General features: G+C 62.7%; 11 protein-coding genes. All 11 read right to left on the bottom strand.

Going from position 1 to position 14,366, the window contains the following annotated elements:
* Positions 1 to 2: 2 nt before the first annotated feature.
* The 11 genes from tssM to tssB are packed head-to-tail and all read right to left on the bottom strand — an operon-like array spanning position 3 to position 14,360.
* Positions 3 to 3,548, bottom strand: coding sequence for a type VI secretion system membrane subunit TssM (gene tssM / locus O4H53_RS08670; RefSeq protein WP_269362994.1), 3,546 nt, complete (start codon positions 3,546 to 3,548; stop codon positions 3 to 5).
* Between the two features lie 3 nt (positions 3,549 to 3,551).
* Positions 3,552 to 4,901: a type IVB secretion system protein IcmH/DotU gene (gene icmH / locus O4H53_RS08665; protein ID WP_269362993.1), complete on the bottom strand. Its 1,350-nt coding sequence runs from the start codon at positions 4,899 to 4,901 to the stop codon at positions 3,552 to 3,554.
* Between the two features lie 4 nt (positions 4,902 to 4,905).
* Positions 4,906 to 6,240 (bottom strand): type VI secretion system baseplate subunit TssK, encoded by a 1,335-nt coding sequence (gene tssK / locus O4H53_RS08660; protein WP_269362992.1) that lies wholly within the window; start codon positions 6,238 to 6,240, stop codon positions 4,906 to 4,908.
* A 15-nt stretch (positions 6,241 to 6,255) separates the two neighbouring features.
* Positions 6,256 to 6,714, bottom strand: coding sequence for a type VI secretion system lipoprotein TssJ (gene tssJ, locus O4H53_RS08655; protein ID WP_269362991.1), 459 nt, complete (start codon positions 6,712 to 6,714; stop codon positions 6,256 to 6,258).
* A gap of 1 nt (position 6,715) precedes the next feature.
* Entirely contained in the window at positions 6,716 to 8,143 is a 1,428-nt protein-coding gene (gene tagH / locus O4H53_RS08650; protein WP_269362990.1) for a type VI secretion system-associated FHA domain protein TagH, read from the bottom strand.
* A complete protein-coding gene (tssG, locus tag O4H53_RS08645) occupies positions 8,140 to 9,138 on the bottom strand; it encodes a type VI secretion system baseplate subunit TssG (RefSeq protein WP_269362989.1) in 999 nt (332 codons plus the stop codon). The genes tagH and tssG overlap by 4 nt, the downstream gene beginning before the upstream one ends.
* A 26-nt stretch (positions 9,139 to 9,164) precedes the next feature.
* Complete coding sequence (gene tssF / locus O4H53_RS08640) at positions 9,165 to 11,042, bottom strand: type VI secretion system baseplate subunit TssF (protein WP_269362988.1); 1,878 nt, start codon at positions 11,040 to 11,042, stop codon at positions 9,165 to 9,167.
* Positions 11,042 to 11,767 (bottom strand): type VI secretion system baseplate subunit TssE, encoded by a 726-nt coding sequence (locus O4H53_RS08635; protein ID WP_269362986.1) that lies wholly within the window; start codon positions 11,765 to 11,767, stop codon positions 11,042 to 11,044. The genes tssF and O4H53_RS08635 overlap by 1 nt, the downstream gene beginning before the upstream one ends.
* A 21-nt stretch (positions 11,768 to 11,788) precedes the next feature.
* A complete protein-coding gene (locus O4H53_RS08630; RefSeq protein WP_269362984.1) occupies positions 11,789 to 12,256 on the bottom strand; it encodes an Hcp family type VI secretion system effector in 468 nt (155 codons plus the stop codon).
* Between the two features lie 47 nt (positions 12,257 to 12,303).
* The gene (tssC, locus tag O4H53_RS08625) at positions 12,304 to 13,812 is read right to left on the bottom strand and encodes a type VI secretion system contractile sheath large subunit (RefSeq protein WP_269362982.1); all 1,509 of its coding nucleotides are present in this window, start codon (positions 13,810 to 13,812) and stop codon (positions 12,304 to 12,306) included.
* Between the two features lie 2 nt (positions 13,813 to 13,814).
* Positions 13,815 to 14,360, bottom strand: a complete 546-nt coding sequence (gene tssB, locus O4H53_RS08620) for a type VI secretion system contractile sheath small subunit (protein ID WP_269362980.1) — start codon at positions 14,358 to 14,360, stop codon at positions 13,815 to 13,817.
* Positions 14,361 to 14,366 lie beyond the last annotated feature (6 nt).

The following is a 14,366-nucleotide window of genomic DNA, read 5'->3' as shown; positions in this document are numbered from 1 at the left end:
CTTCAGAACCCGCGCGGGCAGGTGAAGCCCGAGAACATCGTCAGGTCGAACGGGTTTTCGACAGAGTTGGCCCGCAGGTTGAACTGCGCCGCAAATTGCCCCGCACCAAGCGACAGGTTGAACACTTCCGGCAGGGCTGTCTTTGACAGCCGCCCCTTGCGGATCAGCCGCAGGAAGGCCCAGCTGCCTGTTTCGGAGGTGATCAATTCCGAGGTTCCATCAACCGGCGCGAAGGTCAACGTGATCATGTTGGTCCCGTCCGGCCCCGGCCAGGTCATCGGCGTCGGCCGCGTCGCCGCGTTGAAGTAGCTTAGCACCTGACCATCGACATTCAGCGTGACCCGGCTGGCATTGCCGCTCAGATCCTTGGGTTCGAGGTTGAAAGCCATGACCGGACCCGCGCCCCCCGGAAACAGCGCATCGCGCATCGAACGGGCGTTTTCAAAAGGCTGCAACAGACTGGCGTCCAGCCCGAAATCCGATCGCCACTGCCAGGGGCGCACGGTCGTGTCGACATAGGCCAGCAGATGACTGTCGATATAGGCGTCGATCAGCCCGCCGCGCCCGAACAGGCGTGAGAAATCCAGCGTGTTCACGTCGATCTGGCTGGATTGATCAAACGGATACCGCCCTGACGTGGCAGAGACGCAGAACGGCATGACGTCGGCCCGCCACCTGGCGTTAAGCTGGGCAATCACCGCCTCGCGGGTCACGCTGATGGTGTCGCCCGCAATCCCCGCGATCCAGTCGTCGATAGGGTCCGGCAGGCCGTCCGCCTCGTTCGCGATGGCCCCGGTCAGTTGCGGCAGGCCACCCCGTGCCAGCAGCGCCGCCTGCGGATCCGGGCTGGCCGCGACGGTCTGCATTTCGTTCGACAGCGCCGTCAGGGCGGCAACGGCATCGTCCAGCAATGGTGGCTGGCCATCGACTTCTTCCACAGTGTTGCGGATCGGGGCGAAATGCTGTGACACGGGTGTTCCGGGCGGATCAGGCGGCGGCCCGGCGTCACCGCCACCAGCGCCGAGAATTCGGTTCCCCTTTTTTACCAGCTTGCCGATTTTCCCGAGTTTCGACGCCGCCCGCAATCCGGCGGCCTTGGCGGCATCATTGCCCCCCTCACCTTCCTGCACGACCCGTGCCAGATGGGTCTCCTCGACAACCGCCAACAAAAGCCGTTTCAAAGCGCTGTCGGCAGAGGAGAGATCCTTGAGGTTCTGACGCGCCTGCACCAGGTTGCCGATTGGCGTCAGGCGGATGTCCCGCAGGAAACCGTCCCATTGGGCAATGAAATCATCGTAGTAGAGCTTGAGGATATCCGTCTCCAGGGTCTCGGTATCGGCTTCGCTGCTTTCGGCGCAGCCGCCGGCGAATACGGCGCGATCCAGCGTCGCCTGCCCCGCCACAACCGGGACCAAAGGCAGGACGGCGTCGTGAAATCCCTTGTAGGTGAAGGCACCCGGCAGGCCAACGCGCAGGGTCTTTTCAGACAGGCGGGTCAGGACACGCGTGCCGTTCGGGCCGGTTTTTTCGGCCGGAATCCAGTCGGGCAATCCGGCCACCGAGGGATCGGCGCGGAGGCTGCGGTAGGCGCGCACGGCCAGAGGAATGGTGCAGATGCTTTCAAGGGCGACCGAAATCAGCGCAGGATCGGGTTCGATCTTGTTCTCTTCACGCGCCATCCGGGCCAGTGCGCTCAACTGGTGGTCGATCGCCTCGTCGGTCGGAAAGGGGTTGATCGGGGCAAAGTCGGGCAACACGGTCTGCCACCAGAGCCCCAGAAATTCCTCGTCATAAGGGGCCTTGCCGGTCAGCATCTGATAAGATTTCAGCGCGCCCAGCAGGAATTCGGGATCCCGGCTGTGCCGCCACATGGTTGCTTCCAACAAGGCGACCATGCGCGGTTCGAGGATGTTGCGCAGCGTGTGATCGTAGGTCATGCGCTGGACTTGTGCCAGTTCCGGCTCCGCCGTCGGTCCAAGGATGGTTAACGGTCCGCCTGCGACATCCGTCGATGCCACCAGCGTTTCGTTCGCCGCCTCAAGCGCCAGGTTGAGGTCAAGTGGATCGGTGGGAGCTTGCCGCGCGGCGACGTTGGACAGACGCGCGGAGAGCGCCGTCAACTGCCGTTCCTGGTCCGTCAGCCCACCGGAATACCGCAGGTAGGAAAACAGGAACAACGTGCCAAGGATCATTGTAATCAGCACCGCTCCGGCCAGTGTGCCACGCCAGATCCAGCGGCGGCGCTCCTCGGCGCGCGGGTCAAAGCGGCCAAGACCAGCCTCGGGGAAGATCACGTCGGTCAGCAGATTGCGCAGGAAAAATGACCGCTTTTCGCCGTGGCGCCGCGTCTCGGCCTGTGGCGGTTTCAGGCCCAGCGAAGTGACAATGCCCGCCAGCATCCGGTCGATGGGCGACCCTTCTTGCGTGGCGGAGGTAAAGTAATAGCCGCGCAACCACGGGCTTTCCTCATAGCGGCTTTCGCCGAATACGGCCTCGATCAGCACCTTGAGCGGGCCCGTCAACTGATCCATCTGCGACGGGAAACGGAACACCTCGGCGCGTCCCGAAAGCGGCAGATCATCCGATATACGTGCAACCAGACGTTCCTCCATCGCCACTTGCAGCACCTGCGCCTCGCGTTCGACCGTGACGGTATCGACCCGGTCGGCCGTGGGCAGCGTGGCGCCCCAGACCTGTTCGCGCTCGCGCGAGTTCAGATCGCCGAAGAACGCCTCGAACCCCGGCACCAGGTCAGCCTTGGTGATCATGAGGTAGACCGGCAGGTTCATCTCAAGTTCTTCGCGCAGTTCGGTCAGGCGTTTGCGTATCTCGCGGCCGTGTTCGCGGATCGACACGTCGTCGCCTGACAGTTCCTGCACCGACAGCGTCAGGATAACCCCGTTCAGCGCCCGGCGACCCCGGTGTTTTTCAAGCAGCTTCAGGAAGCCCTTCCATTCCGCCGCATCCGCATCCGGGTCGCTTTGCTGCTGGACGTACCGCCCGGCGGTGTCGATCAGCACCGCGTCCTCGGTAAAGAACCAATCGCAATTGCGCGTGCCGCCAATGCCTTTCAGATCGTCAGAAAGGTCGATGGGGAAATGCAGGCCGGACTGGCGCAGCGCGGTCGTCTTGCCCGTGCCGGGAGGCCCGATGATCAGATACCACGGCATGTCGCGCAGAAACTTGCGCCCGCCGAGTTTCGAGCGCTTCATCTGTTCAAGGATGTCCTGAAACTTGGCGTTTACCTCGGCGATGTTTTCCTCTCCCGGGGCCGCCTGCGCTTCGGGTGGCGGCGCGGCCAGTTCCGACACGAAGGCGCGGTTGGCGCGCGCGGCGCGCAACTGGCGGATCAGCATCGACAGCAGCCACAGGATGATGATCACGCCGATCACCACGATACGCACCATGTCAGATGCCAGCGGGGCGGCATCGCCGACACTGATCAGGGGGCCATAGAGCCAGATCAATGTGCATAGGACGGCGATGCCGATGAAGGTCCACAGCATGCGGGAAAAGAGGATGCTCAGTATCTTTTTCAGAAATCCCATCGCTCAGACCTTCTTTTGCAGGACGATCTCTACCCTGCGGTTGCGGGCGCGGCCCTCTTTGGTGTCGTTGCCGGCGATGGGTTCGTGATGCGCCTTGCCTTCGGAAGCGACCAGTGCGGCGGGGACCCCGGCCTGCACCAGCATGTCAGCGATGGTTTTGGCGCGGGCTTCGCTGAGCCCCTGGTTCGACTGGAACGGATTGGACCGTTGGACCGGGACGCTGTCAGTATGGCCGATAACCCGGACCTGTCCGATGAATTCCTGGTTTTCGATGATCACTTTGGCAATGGATGCGATCAGCGGCCCGTAGCCGTCGTTCAGTTCCGCCTTGGCGGACCGGAAAACCTCGGGGTTGGAACCCTGCACGACGACGACGGCGATGGACACATCCTCGCGCCCGGTCAGGGCCGAGGCGGTGTCCCTGGGCGCAGCTTCGGCAAAGAGCGGCAGCAGTTCCAGCACCAGCGGCTCGATGGTCAGTTTCGGCGTGTCGAGCGTTTCGATCACCGGGCGAAAGATATCCGCCCGTTCCGGCGGTGGCAGAACGCCTGCCAGCGTATAAAGCTGTTCGCCCCGCGCCGAAAGCCGCATGCTGAGCCCGACATAGATGGCGGTGATCAGCGCGATGGCAATCAGCCCGATCGACCACAACGGCACGATGAACCGAGCCGGGGTATCGTCGGCAACAACGCCGCGCCAATGCGGCGCAAGCGGTGCATCCTCGGCGTCGCGGTCGCGCAGCAGGCGCGCCATCTGCGTGCGCAGCTGAGACAGCGCCGCTTCGCCCCCGGCACCCGAAACCCGGTGTTTGCCGCGAAATCCCAGCGACAGGCACAAAAACGCCAGCTCCAGCAATTCGGGGTCGCGTTCGGGATATCGCATCAGGTCCTCGATCAGATCGAAGAACCGCTCGCCCGCGTCCACGTTGCCATAAAGCGACACGACAAGCGGCATGCGTGGCCAGCCCGACCTGCCGCCCCAAGGTGTATTCAATGCGATGTCGTCCAGCAGCGCGGCGACGAACCACGCACCCTGATCAGCGCGCGACAGCGGTACGCCCGAAGACACCGCGTTGTCGCGCGCATAGGTCAGGTTGTCCAGCAGCCGCGCCCGCAGGATGTCCGGCTCTTCCGGCGCGATCGCGCCTTCCAGTTCGGGGGCAAGCCCGAGCAAGGGCGCAAAGGCGTTAACAAAGGGATTATCGTTGGCACGCGGATCGCGAAGTCGCGCCTCGATACCTGGCGCGGATCCGGGGTTGGCAGCGGATCTCCTGGGCTGCGGGTCTCGCTTGACCGGCCGTACCCGCGTGCGGCCCGCGTCGTTTTCCAGCCCAAAGGGATCATCACCATTCATAGCGTCACCGGCTTACCGCATAGCAGTCGATTTCAGGTTCCTTCGCCAGATTGCCCGCGACACCCAGCACGAAACCCGGTGCTTCGGCCAAGGATGCGAAATGTTCGGACGTCCGGTCAAGTTCCAGGCACAGCCGGTCCCCGTCATAGGGTATTTCGCGTGGCTGCGAATTGAGCGGCTTGAGCGGTATGCCCGTGAGCTTGGATGTCCAGAGCGCATCGAAATCATCGGCGGCCCCGACGGTCGCCTGATCGACAAAAATCTTGCGCAGCATCGCCTCGGACATGTCGCCACCGATGCGCAGCACGATGCGATTTTTTGCGATGATGTTCGGGTTGTCGATCCGGACCGTCCAGATGTTGTCGGAATGGCGGCTGACCTTGAGCGCGCGGGCCTTGGGTTCGACATGCCGCAGGCTCAGGACAAGGGACCGCAAGGTGTCGGCCAGTGCGGTGAAGGCGACCTGCGGATCAAGGTGGTCGTAGCGGGGCAGATCACCCAGCCTGCGCGCGGACGCGCCGTAGGTGGCCAGCTGTCCGGCCAGCCCGGCCAGTTCAAGAAACAACGCCGAGGGATGTATGTTATCCTGCTCGGCCAGATGTGCCAGCCGTTGTCTGGCGCGATTGGCGGCCTCCAGGATCAGCAGGTTCTCCATCGAGGCGCCCGATCCGCCCAGCACCATCGCACCATGTGCTTCGGCGATACGGTCAAGTCCGGTAACAAGTTCCTTGAGCAGTTGCCCATACCAGGTCACTGCTTCGATCCGCAATGCAGGCGCCAGAAACCCCGGGTCTATGGCAACCGCACCTTCCGCCGTCAGCCCTTCGATGCGGGTGATCGGCAGGGTCGCATATCCGGCCGTCTCGTCACCAGGCAACAACAGGCGCGGCGCCGCACGGGCGACCTCGATCTCTGACGGATCAGCCCCTTCGCGGATCGCATCGCGTGCCGTGATGAAGCTACCGCGCCACCGCATGCCGGATGGCGTCGCATGGGCTGCGTCGATTTCCGCCGCCCCGGCACGTTCGGCAGGCAGGCCCAGCAACACCAGGCCTGTCGCCGTGTCCGCCGTGACGGTGACCGGCGCAATTTCGACACTGTGATCCGGAACCGAGAGAATGGTGCCGTCCGGCAGGATCGCCTCTGCGGCCAGCAGCGCGACCTGCCCCGCTTCGAGCGCAACAGGGTCGATTTCGATCCGGCCAAAGCCGACGCTTTGCAGCGGCATGGCATCGACGGCCCGGCGCACCAGCCATTCGGTATGCCGGTCCTGCTGTTGCAGGTGCTGGGTACGCAGGAACAATCCCTCGGACCAGACGACCTTGTTTCTGTCAGTCATTGACGGTCATGCCTTTCAAACGGTGTTCATCGCGATGCCGCCCGAACCGACACTGATCATCAGTCCCTGATCGGCAACGGGTGCGGCGATCTTCTTGCGCACGGATTTGCCGGTGGGGGATCGGAATCCGGCGGTAACGCCAATCACAGTCGTGCCTGGCTGCACCGCTATCATCTTGGACACGACGGCACCGGGGGCCAGAACAATCTGATCCGCCTTGATCAGTTCTCCACCGATCGCGGCCTGCGGGTTTTGCAGCGCAAAGATATCAGCCTTGTCGAAATTGCCCGACCCGGACATTTGCAGCACGGTCAGCGTCACCGGACGGTCCGATCCGTCCGGTCCGGTGTTCATGCCTGGCTGCGCCTGGGCACTGATGCTGAGCACCGGGGCGGCGGATTCCATGCAGCCCGACAGGGACAATGCCCCAAGCGCGCTGCCGCTCAGCAGGAAAGTACGGCGTTCGATAATCATGTCACGATCTCCCTTCGTTTTCATAAGCATCCCTGAAATCAGCGCCCACCTCGCCCAGGAACCGTTCTTCTGCAGCCTCGGCGATTTCCTTGTAGCGCTCCTTGTACAGTTGCCAGAGTTTGGCACTGCGCCCGCCTGCAATCAGTGTTTCCAGCAGACCGGTATCTTCCATTTCTTTTTCAATCTCGGCGGGATCAAAGCTGTCGATCATCCGGCGAAGCGCGGTCTGAAGCGCCGTCCATGTCCGCACCTGGTGATCAGTCAGATCGCGAAATGCCCATGCCACCGCATCCTCGGGCGACAGATAGCCTTCGCCGCGCGGTTGCAGCAATGATACCAGACCATCGTCAGTTGTCGCCAGAAACTTCAACGGATTGACGTTTGCGCTGGCGATCACCGTCTGGGCGACGCGAACCCGCTGTTTTTCCTGTGCGCGCGTCCGCAGGAGCAGCATCACCCCTTCGACGAGACCGCGCAGGCAGTGTCCGATTCGCTCCATCTCCTCCTCCGCGTCGCCGGGGGGCAGGCGCGACGGGTCTAGGCCCATGCCGCGAAAGAAGGCCGCGCGCAGAGCGCTGTCATCCGCGCCGGGTGCGACGGTCCGTTTGCCGGGCTCAGGCGCTTGTCCGACGGCGGCGGTGGGCGGTCTCGGCGCCTCAGGTGCGGCGGCCTCGTCCCGGGCAACTGGATCGCGGGCAGGCAGCTCTTGAGCGGGGTCGGATCTTTCCATTGCCGGTTTGACGCTGTCCAGTTCCGGCATCCAGCTATCGGCCTCGGGTGTTTTATCGCGTGGGGGATCGACGTCGAAATAGCTGCCGGATTTTCGGGGCTGCGCATTGGATGCGTCGGCCTTGTCCGACTGTTTTGGCGCATCATCGCGCGCACCGCGCAGATCCAGTTCGAACGGGTCGCGGCGGTCAAGTGGTGGCGGCTCGCGGACCGGTTCGCGCGACCGTTCGGTCACGCGGTTGTCTGACCGGACGCCGAACACATCCGGCAGCTCGGCGGGTCGTTCGCGCACCGGCTCTTCCGGTGTCTCATCCGCCCCGAACTCAAACGAGAACACCCCGGCCCCGGATCGCTTTGTCGGCTCGGCAGGGATCTTGTCCCGGGTGGTCACGGCTTCGACGCGCAGCACGAAATTGCCCAGATGCAGACGCATCCCCGGCTCCAGCGGGGCAGAGTTGCCGGCACCCAGAGGGTTGGCCGCATTGTCGATGAACAACCCGCCCGACGATGCATCCGTCACCATGATCCGGCCGTCTTCTTCGGTCAGGATCGCATGTTGACGCGACACGAACATGTCAGGATCGACCAATTGCCAGTCCGCATCGTCGCCGCGCCCGATCATCAGCTTGCCGCCGTTGTAGATCTTCTCCCTTTCGGCCTGCGCATGGGGCGCGTTTTCAAGAACCAGTCGAAGCGTCATGCCGCCCCCCTTTCGTTCAGTGCGGGCGCTTCGCGGTCGCCAATGTTGCTGAATGTCAGGTCTTCGGCATCCTTTGCGCCGTCGGGTGCCAGCCAGGATGTCCGGTCCAGCCGGGTAGCGCCAAGCTGCGCTGCGGAGACCTCGCCCGCTGCCAGAACCAGTCTCACGGAATAGGCCGTTTCACGACCCCCCGCGAAAAGGACGGCATGGCGCAACCGCTCCCAGGCCGCGGCGTCCTCCAGAAAGGTGGCGAACTGGGCATAGGTCAAAGGGCCAAGCCTGATTTCTGCCTGCCCGGCCCGGTCAAAGAAACGCGCCCCCGCAACGGCAGCGACATTCAGCCCGGCATGGGCCGATCCGATCCGGGTTTGCAGATGCGGCGGGATCTCGACCCAAAGGCCAACAAATTCCTCCAGCGCCACAGGAACGCCCAGCACGGTTTGAAGGAATGCGCACAGCCGTTCCGGGCTGCGCGCCTCAAGGGCGAGAGAGGTGGCATGGTGCAGCTTGGCCCCGTCCAGCCGCTGATCGCCGGTCACGGTACCCGGCAGCCCCAACCCGGCAAGGGCGCGCATCAGCGCGGTGACACGTCCGCCATCGCCATGCGCCACATGGACTTCGGCCCGCGCATCCGCCCAGGCCCGCCAATACAACGCGATGATCCGGTGCTGCAGCATGTTGATAAAATCGAGAAAGGCAGTGTCCGATGTCGCCCCTTCGCTGTCGCCCGCAAACCAGCGGTTCGACATCCGCATCATGATCCAGCGGGTCATGTGCAACGGCATCGGTCCCTCGGGGCCGATCAGACCCAGTACATTTTCCTGAACCTGCGTCGGCATGTCGTCAGTGCCGGGCGTCAGGCCGATGACATCGCCCGCAGCAAAGCCAAGGCGCGGCGATTGGCCCAGCCGTGCAGGTTCATTCTCCGCCCCCCCGGCCCGGCCAAATCGCAGCGTTTCAGTCTCCAACTGCCGCAACAGTTCGAAAAAATCCATTCTGTTGGCTGCTTTGGCCAGCGCAGTCAGATCTGCGCGCGGGTGCCGGGCGTCATCGGCCATGATATCTCCGTCTGGGTCTGTGAAAGCCGCGTGCGGGTGCGCACGAACGAATTTATGCCAGTATGGCGCGTGAACAGCTGCGCCAGCAACGCTGACAGCAACAGGCGGCTGCCCCCTGAAAGGACGGTGTCATCGATGTCCAGCGTGATCTCCGTACCGTGCCCGAAGCAAACCGGGCCGGGCCGGGCGATACGTTCGATCAGACGTGTTGAAGAGACCCGTGTCACCGACTGCCCGTGCCGCGCAAGGTTCGGATCGCCACGCCTGGCGTATAGCTGGATCAGCGCACGCAGGGGTTCGGCGTCTTTTTCGTCGGCGGCCAGCGAGATGTGGTTCAACGACAGCTGCGATATCCAGCGCCACGTCAGATCGTCCAGCTGAGATTCGCCTGCGGCACCGGAAGGCAGCGTGGCGCGCAGACTGGGCCGCGGTCTGCGCATCGGGCGCAGCAGGTCGATCTCGGTCACCGGGTCGCCTGTTTCAAGAGTCAGTCGTGGCGTGTCGTCCAGGATCGGCAGGTCGCGGTTGGTGCAGAGGGCCCGGATATCCAGCCGCCGGATCGGTTTCGCATCGCGGCGGTTCGCCGGGCGCGCGACGGAAACATAAAAATCGTCACCGCCATAGCTCGACCGCGTCTGACCCCGGCGCACCTCGTCGGTATTGGGCCTGCGCGGTCGGCGTTCGAAGGCATAGACATGACCGCTGTCTGACTGTTGCTCGACTGAAAACAGCGGTGTGACCCGCGCGCCCGGCCCCTGCGCATCGGCGTCCTCGACGCGCAGCAGCCGGTAAATCTCGAAATCCCAGGGCCGGGTACGATCGGCATGTACCAGATGGCCGGGCCGATGCGGCGACAGGTCGACAAGATTGCATTCATGTTCGAACAGATTGACGATGGGGGCCGCGAACAGCCGAAAATCACTGGCCTTCACCCCGGACAGCGAGGCATCGCTGGACCGCAGCAGCACGATCACCTCAAGCTGGTTTTTCTCGCAACGCCTGATCGTGTCGCCCAGTCCGGCAAGCCGGGTTGCAAAGAACCGTTCCGGCATCAGGAAATATTCGCGCAGCAGGCGGTAGCCCTCGAATGAACTGCGTACTCGGGGCAAGAGCGCATCGTCGTCCCCCACCCCGATCATGGCAGGCGCCGGGCCGACATCGAACGGCGCTTTCTTGTCGGCCGGGCGCGACAATATCGGCCCACCGAACCCGAACAGGGCATCGAAAATCGCACCGCCTCTTGCGCCTGCACCGAAATAGAGGTCGAGGTTCTTCAGCGACAGTTCCGACAGGCTGCCCGCGCCGCGCCGCTTGATGGTGATGCGTAGTCCCGCTTCGTGATCGCGCAACTGCGTCTCGGGCACACCAGCCTGTGCCAGCGCACCGCGATCCTGCAGATATTCCGCACCTGCCAGCATGATCGGCCACAGATGCACGGTCTGGGACGTGGTATAGGTCGCACGTGTCTGCAACCCCTCGCGCAGCGATGCGACAAGCCTGGTACCGCGGCGCACCTGATGCCCGTCCAGCATCCTGTCGACCTGCGGCCCGGGGGTCAGCGTGGCCATCGTCATCGCCGGGGCCGGACCGGCCAGATCGGGATAAAGCGCATCCAGCAGGTTGCGCACATAGCGAGAGCTTTCGACGTCGATCTTGAGCCGGGTGCGGGCCGCCAGAAACGCCACACCTTCCAGCAAGCGTTCGACGTAGGGGTCAGGACAGGGCACCGAGGTGATCGACAGGTTGCCCGCCACATTGGGATGCAGTGCCGCAAATTCACCGGCCAGCGACCGGATATGGGTCAACTCATCCTCGTAATATTGTAGAAACGCCTGATCCATCAACGGTCCTCCAGCGCGGTGACGGCCTGTCCGTTGTCCAGGTCGATGGAAGTGGACAGGCGCAATCGTTCGGGCACCGGTGACATCAACAGCATACCGTCGATTTCGATGCGCATGCCGGTCTTGTCGCCCACACGAACACGCACGCGCAGCCCGTCCTTGCGCAGGCGCGGTTCAAAGACCGCCAGCACCTCGCGGATGGTCCGGGCCAGCGCATCTGTGTCGAAATCCGACCCGATGCGTCCCGAAAACGAGGGCACGCCATAGTTGACCACGCTGGCGCGTACCTCCGGAAAATCGGCCAGAACGCTGGCCGGATTGGGATGGTCCAGTGCTTCGCGTTCGGTCAGCAAGAATTCCGCCTCCAGCCGCTCGATGTTGAACAGCATTTCGATGTCACGCCGAACCGCTTCGCGCAGGACCTCCGGCGTCACCACGATACCGCCATCGGCAAGCCTGCGCCGTTGCGCATCCCGCGTGATAAGACGATGCGCCAATGCGCGGCTGTCGTCATCCAGATCGGGATGCGCCGCGATGGCACGGGGCCCCCCTGCGATCAACGCATCCACGTCTGTCGCGCTCAGCCCCGCGCGGCGCATCAGTTCAGCGTTCAGTCCTTTGGTTTCCGCCTGAAGACCCGGCAGGTCGTCAACCAGCCGATCCCAGAGCGAAGGCTGAACCGCTTCCTGCAACGCTGCACGGGGCGGGTCACGTTCAACAGACATGCGCGATCCCAGGTCTCAGCGTCAGACTCCTGCCGCCAGGTCGTATTCGATCTCGTGTTCGTCACCAGCCGAGTGATCATCAGCCTGAACGGTGTACTTGATCTTGACCTCCTCGAACGCCAGACCGACAGATTCCTCCATCACCTGGCCATCATTCGCACCGACGCCCAGAACCTCGTATTTCGAGATGATGGTGTTCGTGAGGGTGATTTCCAGATAATCAAGATGCGCCTCACCGCTGTCCTTGCGGACATAGATCACGATCTCGTCGAAGGATTTGGCCTGCATGGCGGCAAGCGCCAGATAGGGAGACGACGCATCATAAAACTTGCGGGCATAGATCGATCCGATCTGCGCACGGCTGCGTGACCGTCCCTTGCCGACCTGCGCCGATGCGGCTTGTTCGATGGACCACATCAGATCGTGGATGTCGATCTCGTCCTCGTGATCGGCGCGCTGGGATTCACCGGCAATATCCGGTATCTTCATATATCCTGTCAAAGGCATGTTGGTTCTCCACTTGGTTCAAGTTGGTCTTACGTCTTGACGGAAGGAAGCTCTGAAACCAGCCGCAAACTCGCGTTGATCCCTTCCAACTGGTAATGCGGGCGCAAGTAGAAACGAGCGTTGTAATAGCCCGGACGCCCTTCAACACTGTCCACCTGCACTTCGGCGGCGGCCAGTGGTCGTTTCGCCTTGGCCTTGTCGTCTGCCATGGCCGGGTTCGCCAGCACGTAGCGGTTGATCCATTCGCTCAACCAGACCTGCATGTCAGCGCGTTCCTTGAAGGTCCCCACCTTGTCGCGGGCAATTGCCTTGAGATAGTGGGCAAAGCGACTGACCGGAAAGAGATAGGGCAGGTTGGCGGACAGCCGTTCGTTTGCCTGGGCGTCGGGGTCCACCAGGCGGCCGGCACGGGTTTCGTCATCCTGCAAGGAATGCGCCCCGATAAAGGCGGCCACATCCGTGTTCTTGCGGTGCAGGATCGGCATCAGCCCCAGCTTGGCCAGTTCGGCCTCCCGGCGGTCGTCGATGGCGATTTCGGTCGGGCATTTCATCGCCACGGAGCCATCGTCGGTCGGGAAGGTATGGACCGGCAGGTTCATTACCGTACCACCGGATTCCACGCCCCTGATCTGGGTGCCCCAGCCTGAAATCTTGTGGCTGCGGTTGATGTTGACGCCCATCGCAAAGGCCGCGTTCATCCAGACGTAATTGTCGTGGTTCCCCGCGATGTCCTCTTCGAAGTCGAAACCCTTGACCGGGATGGTATCCGCGCCATAGGGCAACCGGCCCAGAACGCGCGGCATCGCCAGTCCGATGTACCGGGCATCTTCGGATTCGCGCAGCGACTGCCAGCTTGCATATTCGGGGCTGGACACGATCTGTTCCAGCGCCTGGGGATTGGGCAGTTCCTGCCAGCTTTCCATGCGGAACAACTGCGGTGCCGCGGCTGCGATAAACGGTGCATGGGCCGCCGCGGCAATGCCCGAGATATTGCGCAGCAGGCTGACGTCCTTGGGGTGCTGGCTGAATTCATAGGCCCCGATGATCGCACCAAAGGGTTCGCCGCCGAACATCGAGTATTCATCCGAATAGATCTTCTTGAAGATCGGTGACTGGTCCCACATCTGCCCTTCGAAGTCCTGCAGATGGTCGGCCAGATCGTCCTTGCGGACGTTCAGCACACGCACCTTCAGCTTCTGGTCCGTTTCGGTGTTGTTCAGCAGATAATGCAACCCCCGCCAGGTGCCTTCCATCCTGGTGACTTCAGGTGCGTGCAGGATCTCGTTCATCTGGGTGGTCAGGATCGAATCTATGCCTGCGATCAGAGATTTGATCGACTTGACCGCATTGCCGGAAATCGCCGTTGTACCGGAGCGTTCCCTGGCGGCCAGCGCGAGGTTCTGGACCAGCGCCTGCAATTTCTCGCCATCGCTGTCTTTGACCCGGAAATCCTTTTCCAGCAGTTCGCTGAATTCTCCCAGATCAAGCGCTTCGGCTTCGGCGGCTGCGCCACCTTGCTTGAGCTTGTCGTCGGCCATGCTTATGCCCCTTCCTTGTCATCTGATTTGGAGGATTCCATCGCCGCCTCCGCGGCCTGTTGCAGCAGCGGTTCGTTGCTCAGCAACTGCGCGATGCGCTTTTCTGCGTCGACCTTGCCGTCCATATAGCCCAGCAATTCTTCCAGCTGCCGCCGCATCTTGAGCAGTTCGGCCAGCGCCGGCACCTGTTCGGCGATCTTGTCGGGCGCGAAATCACCCATGTTCTTGAACTCAAGATCGACGAACATCTCTTCGTCTTTCTCTTCCCCTTCCGCGACGGGCAGCGTGTTGGGCACCCGCGCCTTGACCCGCGGGCTCAGCGCTTCCATGAACTTGTTGAACCGGCCCGCATCGGTTTCGACGAAACTGCGCTCTTCCAAAGGCTTTTTAGCCTCGCGGGTTTCGGAATCACCGGCCAGATCGGCCATCACACCCATCACAAAGGGAAGTTCGATGGTCGTGGGGCTGCCGTAATGTTCGACGTCATAGGCGATCTGGACTCGCGGCGCCCGGTTTCGCTCGATCACTTTCTGCTTACTGTCGGCCATATCGAG

Origin of the sequence: Sulfitobacter sp. G21635-S1 (assembly GCF_027213915.1) — a bacterium.
Taxonomy (GTDB): domain Bacteria; phylum Pseudomonadota; class Alphaproteobacteria; order Rhodobacterales; family Rhodobacteraceae; genus Sulfitobacter.
This window is presented reverse-complemented; position numbering and strand designations above follow the sequence as displayed.